The following is a 15,936-nucleotide window of genomic DNA, read 5'->3' on the forward strand; positions in this document are numbered from 1 at the left end:
AGCCACTTGGCTGGTTTTCTTTTGTCTTATCCTTGTCGAGGCTGAACAGTTTCAATGGATTAATGTTCGAGTGGTTTTTTGTTTTCATCTAATGTGAACCCTTCTCCAAGGACGTCATGAACAACGCTAACGGAGACAAATGCATGTGGGTCAACGGATGTAATGACATTCTTCAACCGGACAATTTCATTTTTCCCTACAACACAATATAGGACTTCTCGTTCTTTTTTTGTAAAAGAGCCGTGCCCCTTTAAAACAGTTACTCCTCTTTCCATTTCATTCATAATTTTAGCGGCAATTTCTTCATTGAGATCTGAAATGATCATTGCCCCTCTAGCAGAATAGGCTCCTTCCTGCATGAAATCAATCACTCTTGCACCGACAAAAACGCAAACAAGCGTATACATGGCTTCTTGATAGGACAGGTAGAAAATTAAAGAGAGAGTAATAACAACTGCATCAAACATAAACATTGTTTTCCCCATGCTCACCCCAGCATATTTATTTACTAAACGGGCGATAATATCAACCCCGCCAGTTGTACCGCCAAAGCGGAAGATAATACCAAGTCCAACACCAATAAAAACCCCGGCAAATAAAGCGGCTAATGTTAAATCCTCGTTCAGCGGCATGTTAATTTGATAGCGCTGGAAAATCCATAAAAAGACTGAAACGCTGACTGTTCCGATTATAGTATACAAAAAGGCGTTCCGCCCTAGCAATTTCCATCCAATAAAGAAAAGTGGGATGTTTAAGAGTAAATTCGTGTAAGAAGGATCCCATTTGAAAAGGAAGTATAGAAGTAATGTAATTCCAGTAAAGCCACCCTCAGCCAAATTATTTTGCATATTAAAATGTACAATCCCAAATGAAAAAATGATTGATCCAAGAAGGATAAAGATAATATTTTTAAGTTTAAGTCCAATTTTCATATAAACCCTCCACTACCAAAATTTCACTTAGATAATTGTGCATGTAATGGAATAGGAAAGTCAAGTTTGTTCATTAAAGGAATCAAGCGAGGGCAAAAATGTTTGTAAAAGAACCGTTGATTAGCTAACATGAAAGAAGGCAAATGAATCAATTTTCAAAGCATTAAAATGGAGAGTGGAATAATTGAAAGAAAAAACAATGAAAGAGCTTCAAACAGAAGTTGATGAATACATTGGTCAATTTAAAGAGGGTTATTTCAGCCCGCTTGCGATGCTAGCAAGAATGACTGAGGAGCTTGGTGAGCTTGCTCGGGAAATCAATCACCAATACGGTGAGAAGCCAAAGAAATCGTCTGAGAAAGATAAAGCAATTGAAGAAGAAATGGGTGATATGCTGTTTGTTCTCATTTGCCTTGCAAATTCTTTAAATATTGATCTGGAGAAAGCACATGATCTAGTAATGAACAAATTCAACACCCGGGATAAGGACCGATGGACGAGAATCAAAGAGTAGAGGAGTAATATAATGAGGGATATTAAGATTGTCATTGCTGGTCCCCGTGGACGTATGGGGAGAGAGGCGGTCAGACTTGTACAACAAACAGATAATTTTCATTTAGTTGCTGTTGTTGATCATAAAAATGATGGTGGATCTTTAAGTGATTTTGACGGGTTTTCAGGGCTGGATATTCCTGTTTATACGAATATAGAAGAATGCTTTCAAAAGGTGGAAGCTGATGTTCTTATTGATTTAACCACTCCTGAATTTGGGATGCTGCATACAAAGACAGCACTATCATACGGAGTGAGACCTGTGGTGGGAACAACTGGGTTTACAAAAGAGAACGTAAATGAGCTTGAAGCCATTTGCAAGGAAAAGGGTCTTGGCTGTATTATCGCGCCTAATTTTGCGATTGGAGCCGTTCTTATGATGAAATTTGCCCAATTAGCAGGTAAGTATTTTAACGATGTGGAAATCATTGAATTACATCATGATGAAAAGCTAGATGCTCCTTCTGGAACAGCAGTGAAAACTGCAGAAATGATCGCAGAAGTAAGAGAGGCTAAGCAGCAAGGACACCTAAATGAAAAGGAAACGATAGCTGGTGCAAGAGGTGCCGATTTTGATGGTATGCGTATTCATTCTGTCCGTTTGCCTGGATTAATTGCCCATCAGCAAGTAATGTTTGGAGCGACCGGACAGACGCTAACCATTCGTCATGACTCATATAACCGTGCTTCATTCATGTCTGGTGTAAAGCTGGCTGTAGATACAGTGATGAAAATAGATACGCTCATATACGGGCTAGAAAACATTATTGAATGATGGAGGGCAAAACGATGAATATAGCTTTAATTGCTCATGATAAGAAGAAAGACCATCTCGTCAGCTTTACGACTGCTTATAAAGATATATTGTCTAAGCATCATCTTTTTGCTACTGGAACGACAGGTTTAAGAATAATTAATGAAGCAGGCCTGGATGTTCATCGCTTTCAATCTGGTCCGTATGGAGGCGACCAAGAAATCGGCGCATTGGTTGCGAATAATAAAATGGATATTGTCATTTTTTTTCGTGACCCTTTAACATCACAGCCACATGAGCCTGATATTAGTGCGTTAATTCGGTTATGTGATGTATATTCTGTGCCGCTTGCGACAAATCTTGGAACAGCAGAGATATTAATCAAAGGGCTTGAACGAGGAGATTTAGCTTGGAGAACGATTGTGAATGGAAGAAGTGGTGAAACAAATGGAGCAGATCAAGCTTGATATACTTGCATTTGGCGCACATGCAGATGATGTTGAAATAGGCATGGGTGGTTCCATTGCAAAATATGCAGAGAATGGAAAGAAAATAGGGATATGTGATTTAACAAAAGCGGAGCTGTCATCAAACGGAACGGTTGAAATTAGGCAAATGGAAGCAAAAGAAGCGGCAGAAATCCTAGGAGTTGTTACAAGGGAAACACTTGATTTACCTGATAGGGGACTTTTTCATAATCAGGAATACATAAAAAAAGCTGTTCGTGTAATTCGTAAATATCAGCCGGCTATTGTGTTTGCTCCATATTATAAGGATCGCCACCCAGATCATGGCGGCTGTGCCCGCTTGGTTAAGGAGGCTGTATTTTCTGCAGGCATAAAGAATTATGATCCAGAGGATGGGATTCCTCCCCATAAGGTGAAAAATCTATTTTTTTATATGATCAATGGATTTCTTGAACCTGATTTTGTTGTCGATGTATCTTCCTATATGGATAAAAAGATAGCTAGCTTACAAGCGTATAAAAGCCAATTTACAAAAACAGCTCAATCCTTTAATACGCCATTAGTAAACGGTTATGTTGACATGATTGAAGCAAGGGAAAGACTTTTTGGCAGCCAAGTGGGTATTACATATGCGGAAGGTTTTAAACAAAATAAACCGCTAATTATGAATGATGATTTATTTGGAGAAGAGTTATGAAAGAGAAAAAATTAAAAATCGGCATTACCTGTTACCCAACTGTTGGGGGATCAGGTGCAATCGCAACAGAGTTAGGAAAAATGCTTGCGGAAAGAGGACATGAAATTCATTTCATTTCTTCAAGTGTTCCTTTTCGTTTAAATAAAATGAATCCGAATATTTATTATCATCAAGTTGAGGTAAATCAATATTCTGTTTTTCAGTACCCGCCATATGATATCGCCTTGGCAAGTAAGATGGCGGAAGTAATTAATCGTGAGAAACTGGATCTCCTACATGTGCACTATGCCATTCCTCATGCAGTTTGTGCCATCTTAGCGAAACAAATGTGTGATAGAGATATCAAAATTGTAACAACCCTCCACGGAACAGATATAACAGTCCTAGGCTATGATTCAACTTTAACGGATGCGATCCGATTCGGAATCGAAAAATCAGATGCTGTAACGGCGGTATCAAATGCTTTAATCGCTCAAACATATGATGTCGTCAAACCGAATAAAGAAATCGAGGTTGTTTACAATTTTATTGATGAACGTGTGTATCGATTAACTAATTCTTCGTATTTAAAAAAAGAGTTTGGGATTAATGAAGGGGAAAAGGTAGTCATTCATGTTTCGAATTTTCGAGCAGTAAAAAGGGTTCAAGATGTAGTGAAAGCATTTTCGAGAATGGCAGAAGATATTCCTGCCAAGCTTCTTCTAGTCGGTGATGGTCCAGAAATGACGGTCATTTGTAAGCTTGTTAGCCAATTAGGGATTGCCGATCAAGTTATCTTCCTAGGGAAGCAAGATAATCTAGAGGAATTATATTCTATCAGTGACCTTATGCTTTTACTATCTGAAAAAGAAAGCTTTGGATTAGTGGCGTTAGAAGCCATGGCTTGTGGTGTTCCGTGTATAGGGACGAATGTTGGCGGAATTCCAGAAGTAATTAAGGATGGAAAGAACGGCTATTTATGTGAATTAGGGGATATAGAAGCAATCGCCATAAAAGGTGTTTCATTGCTTACTGATGAAAATCTTCATCAAAAATTTTCTACGGAAGCGGTAAATTCTGCTTATATTCATTTTCGTTCAGGACTTATTGTAGCTCAATATGAAGAAATTTATTATGATCTTTTAAAGAATAGGGAGGACATATGAACGAGCCATTTTTATCTGCTGTTCCCTTACTAACAAAAATTGAAGATGAGGGATTCGAAGCTTATTTTGTTGGAGGCTCTGTCAGAGATTTATTACTCGGAAGGGATATAGCAGACATTGATATTGCGACATCGGCAACTCCTCAAGAGATTCAAGCTATTTTTCCGAAAACGATTGATGTCGGTGTAGAACATGGAACAATTGTTGTTCTATTTAGTGGGAAGACGTATGAGGTAACAACCTTTCGTACAGAAGCAGAATATGAAGATTGCCGTAGACCATCCGAGGTACAATTCATTCGATCACTGGAAGAAGACTTGAAGAGAAGAGATTTTACGATGAATGCCATTGCGATGGATAAGAGAGGGCAGTTCATTGATCCCTTTCATGGCAAACGAGCAATAGAGAATAGGGTGATTCAAACGGTTGGGAAGGCTGAAGAGCGTTTTAGCGAGGACGCATTAAGAATGATGCGTGCTGTACGGTTTTTCAGTCAGCTTAATTTTCAAATTGAAACCACAACAAGAGCTGCGCTTATTCAATATGCTCATTTGCTCAAACACATTTCAACGGAAAGAAAACTCATTGAGTTTGAAAAATTATTAGTCGGAAAAAATCGTAAGCATGCATTAGAAATGCTGCATGAAACTAGATTATATATGTATTTGCCTGGAATGGCTCCTTATTCAGAAGGATTAACTCGAATGTGCAAATACGATACTACGAGTTTGACAATTGAAGAAATGTGGGCATTTCTTATTTATCAGTTGAGAATAAATAATGATGAAATCAATTCCTTTTTGAAAACATGGAAGCTGCCTGTAAAGAAAATCAAAAAAATTATTCACTTAGTAAAATGGCTAATGATAAGATTGAAAATAGATTGGACGGATGAAGCCCTTTATAAGGCCGGAATGAATACAATTTTTTCAACAGAAAGAATATATAACTTATTACATAATCAGGAAATAGACAGCCGAATTGATCGCTTATTGGAACAATATGAAACACTGCCAATTAAACAACGAAGCGAGCTTAATGTGACAGGAAATGATTTACTGGATTGGTTTCAGAAGAAGCAAGGTCCTTGGATAAGGGAAAAAATAGAAATGGTTGAAAAGGCTGTGATTCATCGCAAAGTTAGTAATCACAATCAATCCATAAGGGAGTGGCTAATCGAGTGCAATCAGAACTAAGAAAAAAGCTGCTTGATGCATTTTCCAATAATCAGGAAGAGTTTTTATCGGGACAAGCGCTAGCCGATTTAGTAGGATGCTCAAGGACGGCAGTCTGGAAGCATATTGAAGAGCTGCGAAAAGAAGGCTTTGAACTGGAAGCTGTAAGAAGAAAAGGCTATAAGATTATTAAGACTCCTGAGAGGGTAACTGCTGATGAAATAAGACTTGGGTTAAAAACGGAATTCATGGGCAGACATATTCATTCGGAGGATGTTGTTGATTCCACTCAAAAAGTAGCCCATCGCCTTGTTTTTGAGGGGGCGTCAGAGGGAACAATTATTATTGCTGAAGAGCAGCTATCAGGGAGAGGACGAATGGATCGAAAGTGGCATTCGCCTAAATATACGGGTATTTGGATGAGTGTCATTTTACGTCCGAATCTTCCGCCTGCAAAGGCGCCACAGTTAACTTTAATTACTGCTGTTGCAGTTGTCCAAGCGATTGAGGAAATGACTGGTATGACACCAGAAATCAAGTGGCCAAATGATATATTACTAAATGGGAAGAAAGTAACCGGTATTTTAACGGAAATGCAGGCAGATGCAGATCGTATCCAATCGATAATTATCGGAATTGGAATCAATGTGAATCAGCAGTTGGAAGACTATCCTGAGGAATTAAGACCGATAGCAACTTCCCTAGCGATCGAATATGGGAAGAAGCTGGAACGGGCTGAACTAATTAAAGTTCTGCTCGTAAAATTAGAAAAGCTGTATTCCTTATATTTAGATCAAGGTTTCTATCCAATTAAGCTTCTTTGGGAAAGCTACGCCATCAGCATCGGGAAGAATATTACAGCAAGAACGATAACGGGAAGCATATCTGGACAAGCATTAGGAATAACGGATGATGGAGTTCTAATGATCGAGGATTCTCACGGGATCGTTCATCATGTCTATTCCGCTGATATTGAATTGGAAAAATAATATTTTTGTAGTCAGGTTATTCCTTGATTTGATATACTTTATTTGAAAAACGAAAGTGTTTTTCTCGGGCAGTATCCTCTTGTTGAACTGCACCAATTTGATATCAAATAAATTAAAGATTTCTGCCTAGATCCATAATGGACCGGGACAGAGGGATGAATTGCAAATCTGAGCTAAATTTCTATCCTTCTGTGTATTCAGAAGGGTTTTTATTTTGCAAAAAATAGCTCTAGCTTTATATCACCCTCTTCCTTAAAAAAAGGAGGACAAGAAATGAAGCAAACGACCGATTTCATGAAAATGAAAGAAAATGGTGAAAAGATTGTCATGTTAACGGCCTATGATTATCCAGAAGCGAAACTAGCTGAGAAATCTGGAGTCGACATGATATTAGTCGGGGATTCATTAGGAATGGTTGTCTTAGGGTATGAATCAACCATTCCGGTAACAATGGATGATATGGTTCACCATGCGAAGGCAGTGAAGCGCGGAGCAAAGGATACATTTATTGTTGTCGATCTTCCGTTTATGAGTTATCACTTATCCATGAGAGACACGCTTTTAAATGGAGCAAGACTGATTCAAGAAACAGGTGCACATGCGGTCAAGATCGAAGGGGCAGATGAGGTTATTAACAGCATTCGCGCATTAACAAAAGCAGGCATTCCAGTTGTCGCTCATTTAGGACTGACTCCGCAATCGGTTGGTGTTTTAGGAGGATATAAGGTTCAAGGCAAAAATGCAGAAGCTGCGAAAAAGTTAATTGAGGATGCCAAAAAATGTGAAGAGGCTGGGGCTTTTGCCCTTGTATTAGAATGTGTTCCCAAGCAATTGGCAAAAGAAATTTCCACATCCATTAAGATTCCAACAATTGGAATTGGAGCTGGAGTGGATACTGATGGACAAGTTCTTGTCTACCATGACGTGCTTACTTATGGTGTGGAACGTGTTCCGAAATTTGTTAAGCAATACTCGCAGTTGAACGATCATGTTGAACAAGGGTTAAAATCCTATTGTCAGGAAGTGAAACAAGGTTTATTTCCGAATGTTCAGCACAGCTTTACGATGAAGGAAGAAGAATTGCTTAGTTTGTACGGAGGGAAAGCATGAGAGTAATAACAACAATTGAGGAAATGCAGAACACGATATCGCATGCAAAACAAGACGGACAATCAATCGGATATGTTCCAACAATGGGCTTTTTACATGAAGGCCACTTAACCTTGATGGAAAAAGCCCGAGAAGAAAATGACATAGTTGTCATAAGCATTTTTGTCAACCCACTTCAATTTGGTCCAACGGAAGATCTCAGTTCTTATCCAAGGGATTTTGAAAGAGACAAAGAATTAGCGGAAAAGAAAATGGTTGATTACATCTTTTACCCATCGGTGGAAGAGATGTATCCGCACCCATCTTCTATTACGATAAAAGTAAATGAAAGAACAGATGTCTTGTGCGGGAAATCTCGACCTGGTCATTTTGATGGTGTGGCAACTGTGCTGACAAAACTCTTTCATATTGTACAACCTGAAAGGGCTTATTTTGGGACGAAGGATGCACAGCAGGTGGCTGTCGTGGAAGGGCTAGTAAATGATTTTCACTTTCCGATTGAAATTATTCCTGTCGAAACGGTCAGAGAAATGGATGGGCTGGCAAAAAGCTCAAGGAATGTAAACTTGCTTCCAAATGAAAGAGAACAGGCTCCTATACTTTATCAAAGTCTTTTAAGAGCAAAAGAAATGATTCTTGAAGGAGAAAGAAATCCACAAACAGTGATCACTTTCATAACAGAGATGATAGCTGAGAATACGGATGGCAAGATTGATTATATTGAAGCATATTCCTATCCGATGCTGGAAGAAATGACTAAGTTAAATGGGAAGTTTATTATTGCGATGGCAGTAAAGTTTTCGAAAGCACGTTTGATTGATAATATCATTTTAGAAATTAATGAAAAATAGGGGGAAACATCATGTTCCGCACCATGATGAACGGCAAAATTCATCGTGCCGTTGTCACAGAGGCAAATTTAAATTATGTAGGAAGTATTACGATTGATACAGACATTCTTGATGCAGTCGGCATGGTTCCAAATGAGAAAGTGCAAATTGTTAACAATAATAATGGTGCAAGATTTGAAACATATATTATCCCCGGGGAAAGAGGTTCTGGTGTTATTTGTGTAAACGGAGCGGCAGCACGCCTTGTTCAAGAGGGGGATATCGTTATTATTATTTCCTACGCAATGATTGCTGAGGAAAATGTTCCGAATCATGAACCAAAAGTAGCCATCATGGATGAAAACAATCGAATCAAAAATATGATCAACCATGAACCGGAGAAGACGATTTATTAAATGTGATGATCAATAGCTGACTGGATATATCTGGTCAGCTTTTCTTATTCAGGTATGGATACAGGTAAATATAGCTAAAAATATAATTAGAAAGGTATATGTCTTTTTCTTTTTCCATTTTTGTGATACCGTTTGATTGACTGAATGTTAGAGGTGTTTAGTATGGGTAATAAATATGTTGTAATTGATTTAGAAACAACTGGTAACGCTCCAAAGAAGGGCGATAAAATCATACAATTTGCTGCAGTTGTCATTGAAAATGGAAAAATTACTGAAGAATATTCTTCTTTCGTCAATCCCGGAAAAGCGATTCCGCCTTTTATTGAAGAATTAACCGGCTTAAATGACCAGATGGTTGAGAATGCCCCTGATTTTTCAGAAATTGCCCCTAAAGTATTAACCCTATTAGAGGGAGCATATTTTGTTGCCCATAACGTACTTTTTGACCTTTCATTTTTACAAGAGGAATTAATTGAAACAGGGTATAACGGATTTTATGGCCCAATATTGGATACAGTGGAAATGTCGAGAGTACTTATGCCAACGGCAGATAGCTTTCAATTATCTGAACTTGCGATAAGAGAAGGGTTAAACCATGAACGTCCACATCAAGCTGATAGTGATGCATACGTTACAGCAGAGCTTCTTTTGCGTCTTTTAGAAAGACTTGAGCAACTGCCATTAAATACGGTAAAACAGCTTCATAAGCTTTCTAGCGGCTTAAAAAGTGATTTAGACCTTCTTATTGACAATATTATTGTAAAAAAAGAATCGTCGATCGAAACTATTCCAGATATTCTTGAAATTCATCATGGAATTGCGCTTAAAAAAGGAATGGATCAAACAGAAAATAGCAAAATGCAGCAAATTAACTATCCCGTGGGCAATGAGGAGAAAGAGGAGCTATTTCGAAAAGCTTTTCCCGCTTTTGAAACCCGCTTAGGTCAATTCGACATGATGGATTCTGTTTATGATGCTTTTAATCAAGAGAGGCATGCGATGATCGAAGCAGGTACTGGTGTTGGAAAATCCCTTGCCTATTTGATTCCTTCTGCTATTTATGCGAAAGAAAATAACCGAACGATCATAATTAGTACATATACGACTCAGCTGCAGGAACAATTGCTGTCTAATGATATTCCAAGGCTTGCAAAAATGCTTTCTTTTCCAATTAAAGCGGTGTTGTTAAAAGGCAGAAGCCATTATATAAGCCTTACCAAATTTGAACAAACATTAAAGGACCAAGACGATAATTATGATACGATTCTTACGAAAATGCAGATTCTTGTTTGGTTGACAGAAACGAATTATGGAGATATCGATGAGTTGAATTTATCTAGTGGGGGGATGCTCTACTGGAATAAAATAAAAAATGACGAAACCGTCTTCTTGAAAAATAAATCTTGGCTGTCTAGGGATTTTTATATGCGTGCAAGAAAAGAAGCCTTGCAATCAGATATAATTATTACAAATCACTCCTTACTTTTAACCGATCTTGTAACAGATCATAAAATATTGCCTGAATATACCCATGTGGTTATTGATGAAGGACATCATTTTATGAAAGTATCGGGAAAGCATTTCGGTTTTACTTTTGATTATTTATCTACCCGATTGCTTCTTAGTCAAATTGGTCTCATCGAGCAAAAGCAACTGTTGCATAAGCTAGAGCAAATTTTGGAAAAGGAATGGGTAAACAAGCATGAACTCATTCATTCTTTTGAAGTGAACCAAATGATGGCTGAGCTAAGTATAGAAGCAGATGAACTATTTAAAGTGATCAGCTATTATGCTAAAAAGAGAAAGAAGTCGAGTAAAGGATATAACAGAATTAGCTGTCGATTGACTGTTGATGATGCAAATATGGAATGGAGAGCGGTTGAAATTTCTGCTGAGCGATTTATTTTCTTCGTTAAAGATTTCGTTGAAATGGTTCATGCAAGACTTGATTTCATCAAAACAGTTCAGGAATCGTTATCCGCTAGGGAAAAGTCCTCAATGGAAGAATTAACGTCACTTGTTGAAGAATTAAAGGACCTCTCTTTCGTTGTCAAAAATATCTTTTTACACCCTTCTGAGCAATTTGTATCATGGATTGAAATGGACGAGCGTGCCATGCAAAATGCAACAACAGTGTACGCACAGCCAGTTACTGTTGAGAATTATTTAAAAGAGCAATTCTTTGAAAAAAAGAAGTGTGCAATCATAACTTCTGCAACTTTATCAGTGAAAAATTCGTTTAATTATATGTTAACAGAGCTTGGATTAACGGCATCAGATTGTTCAGTACAGCAAATTCAATCACCATTTAACTATAAGGAACAAGTAAAGCTTATTATTCCTGATGATCTACCTGAGGTAAATGCCGTTCCGCTGGAAGAATATGTTGCATCGATTACGGAACATATTATTTCCATTGCAGAAGTAACAAAAGGGCGAATGCTTATTTTATTTACCTCTCATGAAATGCTTAGAAAAACGTATGAACTCATAAAGGAATCAGGATTTCTAAATGACTATGCAATTATTGCCCAAGGAATTTCAAGTGGAAGCAGGTCAAGATTAACAAGGAATTTTCAAAAGTTTGATAAAGCAATCCTATTAGGAACGAGCAGCTTCTGGGAAGGTGTAGATATACCTGGCGAGGATTTAACTTGTTTAATTATTGTTCGCTTGCCTTTCTCACCTCCGGATGAACCGTTAACAGATGCGAAGTGCGACCAAATTAAACAAAGCGGCGGTAACCCTTTCTCTGATTATTCATTGCCAGAAGCGATTATCCGTTTTAAACAAGGCTTCGGCAGATTAATTCGAACGAAAAATGACCGAGGGCTCATTTTTATTTTTGACCGCAGGCTAGTGACTACCAAATATGGGAAAGCATTTTTACAATCGATACCGGAAGTACCAGTTGAAAAAAGTGGGATAAATGAAATTATTCCATTGATTAAAGAGTGGATTTAAAAAAATGCTGCGCTAATTCTAGCGCAGCCAAAAGACGTAAGTGGATTAGAAGAAATTTAAAGTTGATATTTAATGCAAATCATTTAGCTGTTATACTAATTTAAAGGTTTGAACAGTTACGTACATATAGTTTATCCGTATGAATCAAACATATAAGTTACAAATTTTGTTGCCTATGAGGAGGATTTCCAGTATGGAAAGTAAAATTGAAGTCATTTCGACAGTTAAAATTCAGTTAAGCCCAGATCTTTATAAGGTGGTTGATGTGTTAAATCGTACATTAAAAGAAAAGGATTTAATGTTTGGGTTAGCACTTGACAAAGAAGATCAAAATAAAGCTGTATTTTCAATTTATCGTACATAAGAAGAGTGACATTCGTGAAAAAAATAATTATTATAAGTATATTCATAATTCTCATTGTTTTGGTTTCTGGAACAATTATTTATCAAAAAGCATTAAAGCCTGTGAAAACAGCTGAGGAAAAAGCCGTTCAAACAGCGATGGAGGAAACGGAACTTACGAAGGCAGAAGATTTTTATTTATACAACGGACAAGAAACTTATTATGTTGTAAAAGGTAAAAATGCTAAAGGTACAAACATTTATGTATGGATTCCTGAAAAAGAAGGAAGAATCATTGTTCGGAAGCAGTCAGACGGTGTTTCTGAAAAAGAAGCGGTAAGTAAACTTCGTGAGGAAAAAAATCCGAAAGAAATAGTTTCTGTACGCTTAGGGATAGAAAAAAATATTCCCTTATGGGAAATTTACTACCGTTCCGAAGGTGATTTAATCAATTATTATTATGTTAACTTTGAAACAGGTGAATGGCTGAAAAAAATTGAAAACTTATAGATGGAGGAAGAAAATGGAGATCCAATTAGCACAACGAGTGAAAACATTAACCCCTTCTTCAACATTGGCAATTACTGCGAAGGCGAAAGAATTGAAAGCACAAGGTTTTGATGTCATTGGTTTAGGCGCGGGGGAACCAGATTTTAATACCCCACAGCATATAATTGATGCGGCGATACAATCAATGAATGAAGGGCATACGAAATATACTCCTTCTGCTGGACTTCCGGCTTTAAAAAAGGAAATCGTAAATAAATTTGCTCAAGATCAAGGAATTACTTATGATCCAAGTGAAATTATCGTTACGAACGGTGCTAAGCATGCATTGTATACATTATTCCAAGCCTTCCTTAATGAGGGGGATGAAGTCATTATTCCAACTCCTTATTGGGTCAGCTATCCTGAACAAGTAAAGCTAGCGGGCGGACTTCCTGTTTACATTGAAGGAAAAGAAGAAAATGATTATAAAATTACTCCAGAGCAATTAACGTCGGCAATATCTAAGAAAACAAAGGCAGTCATTATTAACTCACCGAGCAACCCAACAGGAATGCTCTATTCACAATCTGAGCTAGAAGCAATTGGTGAAGTTTGTCTGAAGCATGAAGTTTTAATTATTTCGGATGAGATTTATGAAAAATTAGTATACGGCAATAATAGGCACGTCTCTATTGCTGGGCTTTCACCAGAATTAAAGGAACAAACGATAATCATTAATGGTGTATCGAAATCACACTCAATGACTGGCTGGAGAATTGGCTATGCTGCAGGAAATAAGGAGCTTATTAAAGCGATGACAAATCTTGCAAGCCATAGTACATCCAACCCAACAACAACAGCACAATACGGATCTATTGCAGCTTACGCTGGATCACAGAAAATGCTTCAAGAAATGCGTGAAGCGTTTGAGCATAGACTTAATACCATTTATGAAAAATTAATTGCCATTCCTGGTTTTACATGCTTAAAGCCGCAGGGAGCCTTTTATCTATTTCCAAATGTAAGCAAGGCATGCGAATTAACAGGCTTTGCAAATGTAGATGATTTCTCCCAAGCTTTATTAGAAGAAGCGATGGTTGCAGTGATTCCTGGCTCCGGTTTTGGTGCACCAAATAATATTCGTCTATCCTATGCAACATCACTTGAATTATTAGAAGAGGCTGTTCGTCGGATGCATGAATTTGTTGAAAGCAAACTGAAATAATTTGTGAGCTGGCAGCCGAATTAGGCTGCCGCTTTTATCATTATAGGGCATTGGCGAATATGTATGGTATTTTGGCGAATAAATTGAATAGCACGGCGCATATATCGGCTGCTACGGCCAATATATGCGAATAACGGCGAATAAACATACCATATTGGCGAATAAGTTTAAGTCGGGGCTGAACAGTCGCCTCCGCTTTTCATTTGTCTAGCTGCGGCTCCTAGCCCCTCGAGGTCATAAGCCAAGCTGGCTAGAAGGTTAAAAAACAACCTTCTAGCCAGCTTGTCTTATGCTTGTCGGGGCTGAACCAGTCGCCTCCGCTTTTCTTAGTTGCTTGTCACAATGTCGGAAGGTATAATAAAAAGGATACATAAGTCGAGATTTACTAGTTTTTGGAGGGAACACAGTGGTTAAAACAACGATATCTGAAGTTTACAAATATGAAGATCAAGAAGTGAAGATTGGGGCTTGGATTGCTAATAAACGCTCAAGCGGAAAGATTGCATTCCTTCAGCTTCGTGATGGAACAGGCTTTATTCAAGGGGTTATCGTAAAAACAGATGTACCTGAAGAAGTATTCCAAGAAGCAAAATCAGTAACACAAGAGTCATCCGTTTATGTTACTGGAAAAGTACAAAAGGATGAGCGTTCTCCAATTGGCTATGAATTGCTTGTAACGAATATTGAAGTCATCTCAAGAGCTGTAGATTATCCAATTACTCCAAAGGAACATGGAACAGAGTTTTTAATGGATAATCGTCATTTATGGCTTCGTTCACGCCGTCAGCATGCGGTGATGAAAATTCGTAACGAAATTATTCGTGCTACGTATGAATTTTATAATGAGCAAGGATTCGTGAAGGTGGACCCGCCGATATTAACTGGAAGTGCACCAGAAGGAACATCTGAATTATTTGCAACAAAATATTTTGATGAAGATGCGTATCTTTCACAAAGTGGACAATTATATATGGAAGCAGCTGCAATGGCGCTTGGAAAAGTATTCTCTTTCGGGCCAACCTTCCGTGCGGAAAAGTCAAAGACACGCCGACACTTAATTGAGTTCTGGATGATAGAGCCTGAAATGGCATTCTATGAGCATGAGGATAGCTTAAAGGTTCAAGAAGAATATGTATCATTTATCGTACAATCTGTTTTGAAAAACTGCAGCCTAGAATTAAAAACGCTTGGCCGTGATACATCAAAGCTTGAAAACATTAAAGCACCGTTCCCGCGTATTTCTTACGATGATGCAATCAAATTCTTAAATAAAAAAGGCTTTGATGATATTAAGTGGGGCGATGATTTTGGTGCGCCACATGAAACAGCTATTGCTGAGAGCTACGATAAACCAGTGTTTATTACTCATTATCCGAAAGCAATAAAGCCATTCTACATGCAGCCTCATCCTGAGCGTGATGATGTTGTTCTATGTGCAGATTTGATCGCTCCTGAGGGGTATGGAGAAATCATTGGCGGCTCTGAGCGTATTCATGACTATGACTTAATGAAGAAGCGTCTTGAAGAGCATAATTTAGAAATGGACGCTTATAAATGGTATTTAGAATTGCGTCAATATGGATCTGTACCACATTCTGGGTTTGGACTTGGACTGGAAAGAACGGTTGCCTGGATTAGTGGGGTTGAACATGTTCGTGAAACGATCCCATTCCCGCGTCTATTAAATCGTTTATATCCATAATTATTTAAGGGAAAATCCGCTTTTTGCGGATTTTTTCTATTAAAGTGAAGAAACTCTTTAATGTCAAGTAGCGATTAATAGGAATGATTGCCTTTCATATTCTCCTTACTAGCTAGGGGTGTTCATGCTATACTTATGAAGAGGTGT

General features: G+C 37.9%; 16 protein-coding genes. 15 read left to right on the forward strand and 1 reads right to left on the reverse strand.

Translation table 11 applies throughout. The features are described 5' to 3' along the window. Positions 1-59: 59 nt before the first annotated feature. Positions 60-932 (reverse strand): YitT family protein, encoded by an 873-nt coding sequence (locus FI644_RS18310; protein ID WP_053476786.1) that lies wholly within the window; start codon positions 930-932, stop codon positions 60-62. Positions 933-1,116: 184 nt separating this feature from the next. On the opposite strand from FI644_RS18310, the gene FI644_RS18315 reads away from it, so the two are divergent. The 15 genes from FI644_RS18315 to asnS all read left to right on the forward strand — a co-directional run bounded on the left by FI644_RS18315 (position 1,117) and on the right by asnS (position 15,789). After that, positions 1,117-1,446, forward strand: a complete 330-nt coding sequence (locus tag FI644_RS18315) for a nucleotide pyrophosphohydrolase (RefSeq protein WP_053476785.1) — start codon at positions 1,117-1,119, stop codon at positions 1,444-1,446. Between the two features lie 12 nt (positions 1,447-1,458). Next, a complete protein-coding gene (dapB, locus tag FI644_RS18320; RefSeq protein WP_142108697.1) occupies positions 1,459-2,259 on the forward strand; it encodes a 4-hydroxy-tetrahydrodipicolinate reductase in 801 nt (266 codons plus the stop codon). 14 nt (positions 2,260-2,273) lie between these two features. Further along, positions 2,274-2,705: a methylglyoxal synthase gene (gene mgsA / locus FI644_RS18325; RefSeq protein ID WP_053476783.1), complete on the forward strand. Its 432-nt coding sequence runs from the start codon at positions 2,274-2,276 to the stop codon at positions 2,703-2,705. Beyond that, entirely contained in the window at positions 2,686-3,402 is a 717-nt protein-coding gene (gene bshB1 / locus FI644_RS18330; RefSeq protein ID WP_056687224.1) for a bacillithiol biosynthesis deacetylase BshB1, read from the forward strand. Before mgsA ends, bshB1 begins: the two co-directional genes overlap by 20 nt. After that, entirely contained in the window at positions 3,399-4,547 is a 1,149-nt protein-coding gene (gene bshA, locus FI644_RS18335) for an N-acetyl-alpha-D-glucosaminyl L-malate synthase BshA (RefSeq protein WP_053476782.1), read from the forward strand. The genes bshB1 and bshA overlap by 4 nt, the downstream gene beginning before the upstream one ends. Further along, complete coding sequence (locus FI644_RS18340; protein WP_056685414.1) at positions 4,544-5,743, forward strand: CCA tRNA nucleotidyltransferase; 1,200 nt, start codon at positions 4,544-4,546, stop codon at positions 5,741-5,743. Before bshA ends, FI644_RS18340 begins: the two co-directional genes overlap by 4 nt. Next, positions 5,728-6,711, forward strand: coding sequence for a biotin--[acetyl-CoA-carboxylase] ligase (locus tag FI644_RS18345; protein WP_082446637.1), 984 nt, complete (start codon positions 5,728-5,730; stop codon positions 6,709-6,711). Before FI644_RS18340 ends, FI644_RS18345 begins: the two co-directional genes overlap by 16 nt. A gap of 273 nt (positions 6,712-6,984) precedes the next feature. Next, positions 6,985-7,821 carry a 3-methyl-2-oxobutanoate hydroxymethyltransferase gene (gene panB / locus FI644_RS18350; RefSeq protein WP_142108698.1) on the forward strand — a complete coding sequence of 279 codons (837 nt, stop codon included), beginning with the start codon at positions 6,985-6,987 and terminating at the stop codon, positions 7,819-7,821. Further along, positions 7,818-8,672 (forward strand): pantoate--beta-alanine ligase, encoded by an 855-nt coding sequence (gene panC / locus FI644_RS18355; RefSeq protein WP_053476778.1) that lies wholly within the window; start codon positions 7,818-7,820, stop codon positions 8,670-8,672. Before panB ends, panC begins: the two co-directional genes overlap by 4 nt. Before the next feature lie 11 nt (positions 8,673-8,683). Then, positions 8,684-9,067 (forward strand): aspartate 1-decarboxylase, encoded by a 384-nt coding sequence (panD, locus tag FI644_RS18360; protein WP_053476777.1) that lies wholly within the window; start codon positions 8,684-8,686, stop codon positions 9,065-9,067. 162 nt (positions 9,068-9,229) lie between these two features. Continuing rightward, on the forward strand, positions 9,230-12,031 hold the full coding sequence (dinG, locus tag FI644_RS18365; protein WP_142108699.1) for an ATP-dependent DNA helicase DinG: 2,802 nt from the start codon (positions 9,230-9,232) through the stop codon (positions 12,029-12,031). A gap of 193 nt (positions 12,032-12,224) precedes the next feature. Next, positions 12,225-12,395: a YpmA family protein gene (locus FI644_RS18370; RefSeq protein ID WP_075209175.1), complete on the forward strand. Its 171-nt coding sequence runs from the start codon at positions 12,225-12,227 to the stop codon at positions 12,393-12,395. A 14-nt stretch (positions 12,396-12,409) separates the two neighbouring features. After that, positions 12,410-12,883 carry a cell wall elongation regulator TseB-like domain-containing protein gene (locus FI644_RS18375; protein ID WP_053476775.1) on the forward strand — a complete coding sequence of 158 codons (474 nt, stop codon included), beginning with the start codon at positions 12,410-12,412 and terminating at the stop codon, positions 12,881-12,883. A gap of 13 nt (positions 12,884-12,896) precedes the next feature. Beyond that, positions 12,897-14,087 (forward strand): pyridoxal phosphate-dependent aminotransferase, encoded by a 1,191-nt coding sequence (locus tag FI644_RS18380; RefSeq protein WP_053476774.1) that lies wholly within the window; start codon positions 12,897-12,899, stop codon positions 14,085-14,087. 406 nt (positions 14,088-14,493) lie between these two features. Then, positions 14,494-15,789, forward strand: a complete 1,296-nt coding sequence (gene asnS, locus FI644_RS18385) for an asparagine--tRNA ligase (RefSeq protein WP_142108700.1) — start codon at positions 14,494-14,496, stop codon at positions 15,787-15,789. Positions 15,790-15,936: the final 147 nt, after the last annotated feature.

Origin of the sequence: Cytobacillus solani (genome assembly GCF_006704205.1) — a bacterium.
Lineage (GTDB): Bacteria > Bacillota > Bacilli > Bacillales > Cytobacillaceae > Cytobacillus > Cytobacillus solani.

Bases quoted from the DNA above. Each gene is read 5' to 3' on its own strand.
- FI644_RS18380 (WP_053476774.1), top strand. From the start codon at position 12,897: ATGGAGATCCAATTAGCACAACGAGTGAAAACATTAACCCCTTCTTCA.
- panB (WP_142108698.1), top strand. From the start codon at position 6,985: ATGAAGCAAACGACCGATTTCATGAAAATGAAAGAAAATGGTGAAAAG.
- bshB1 (WP_056687224.1), top strand. From the start codon at position 2,686: ATGGAGCAGATCAAGCTTGATATACTTGCATTTGGCGCACATGCAGAT.
- FI644_RS18370 (WP_075209175.1), top strand. From the start codon at position 12,225: ATGGAAAGTAAAATTGAAGTCATTTCGACAGTTAAAATTCAGTTAAGC.
- panC (WP_053476778.1), top strand. From the start codon at position 7,818: ATGAGAGTAATAACAACAATTGAGGAAATGCAGAACACGATATCGCAT.
- FI644_RS18340 (WP_056685414.1), top strand. From the start codon at position 4,544: ATGAACGAGCCATTTTTATCTGCTGTTCCCTTACTAACAAAAATTGAA.
- FI644_RS18310 (WP_053476786.1), bottom strand. From the start codon at position 932: ATGAAAATTGGACTTAAACTTAAAAATATTATCTTTATCCTTCTTGGA.
- mgsA (WP_053476783.1), top strand. From the start codon at position 2,274: ATGAATATAGCTTTAATTGCTCATGATAAGAAGAAAGACCATCTCGTC.
- dinG (WP_142108699.1), top strand. From the start codon at position 9,230: ATGGGTAATAAATATGTTGTAATTGATTTAGAAACAACTGGTAACGCT.
- dapB (WP_142108697.1), top strand. From the start codon at position 1,459: ATGAGGGATATTAAGATTGTCATTGCTGGTCCCCGTGGACGTATGGGG.
- panD (WP_053476777.1), top strand. From the start codon at position 8,684: ATGTTCCGCACCATGATGAACGGCAAAATTCATCGTGCCGTTGTCACA.
- bshA (WP_053476782.1), top strand. From the start codon at position 3,399: ATGAAAGAGAAAAAATTAAAAATCGGCATTACCTGTTACCCAACTGTT.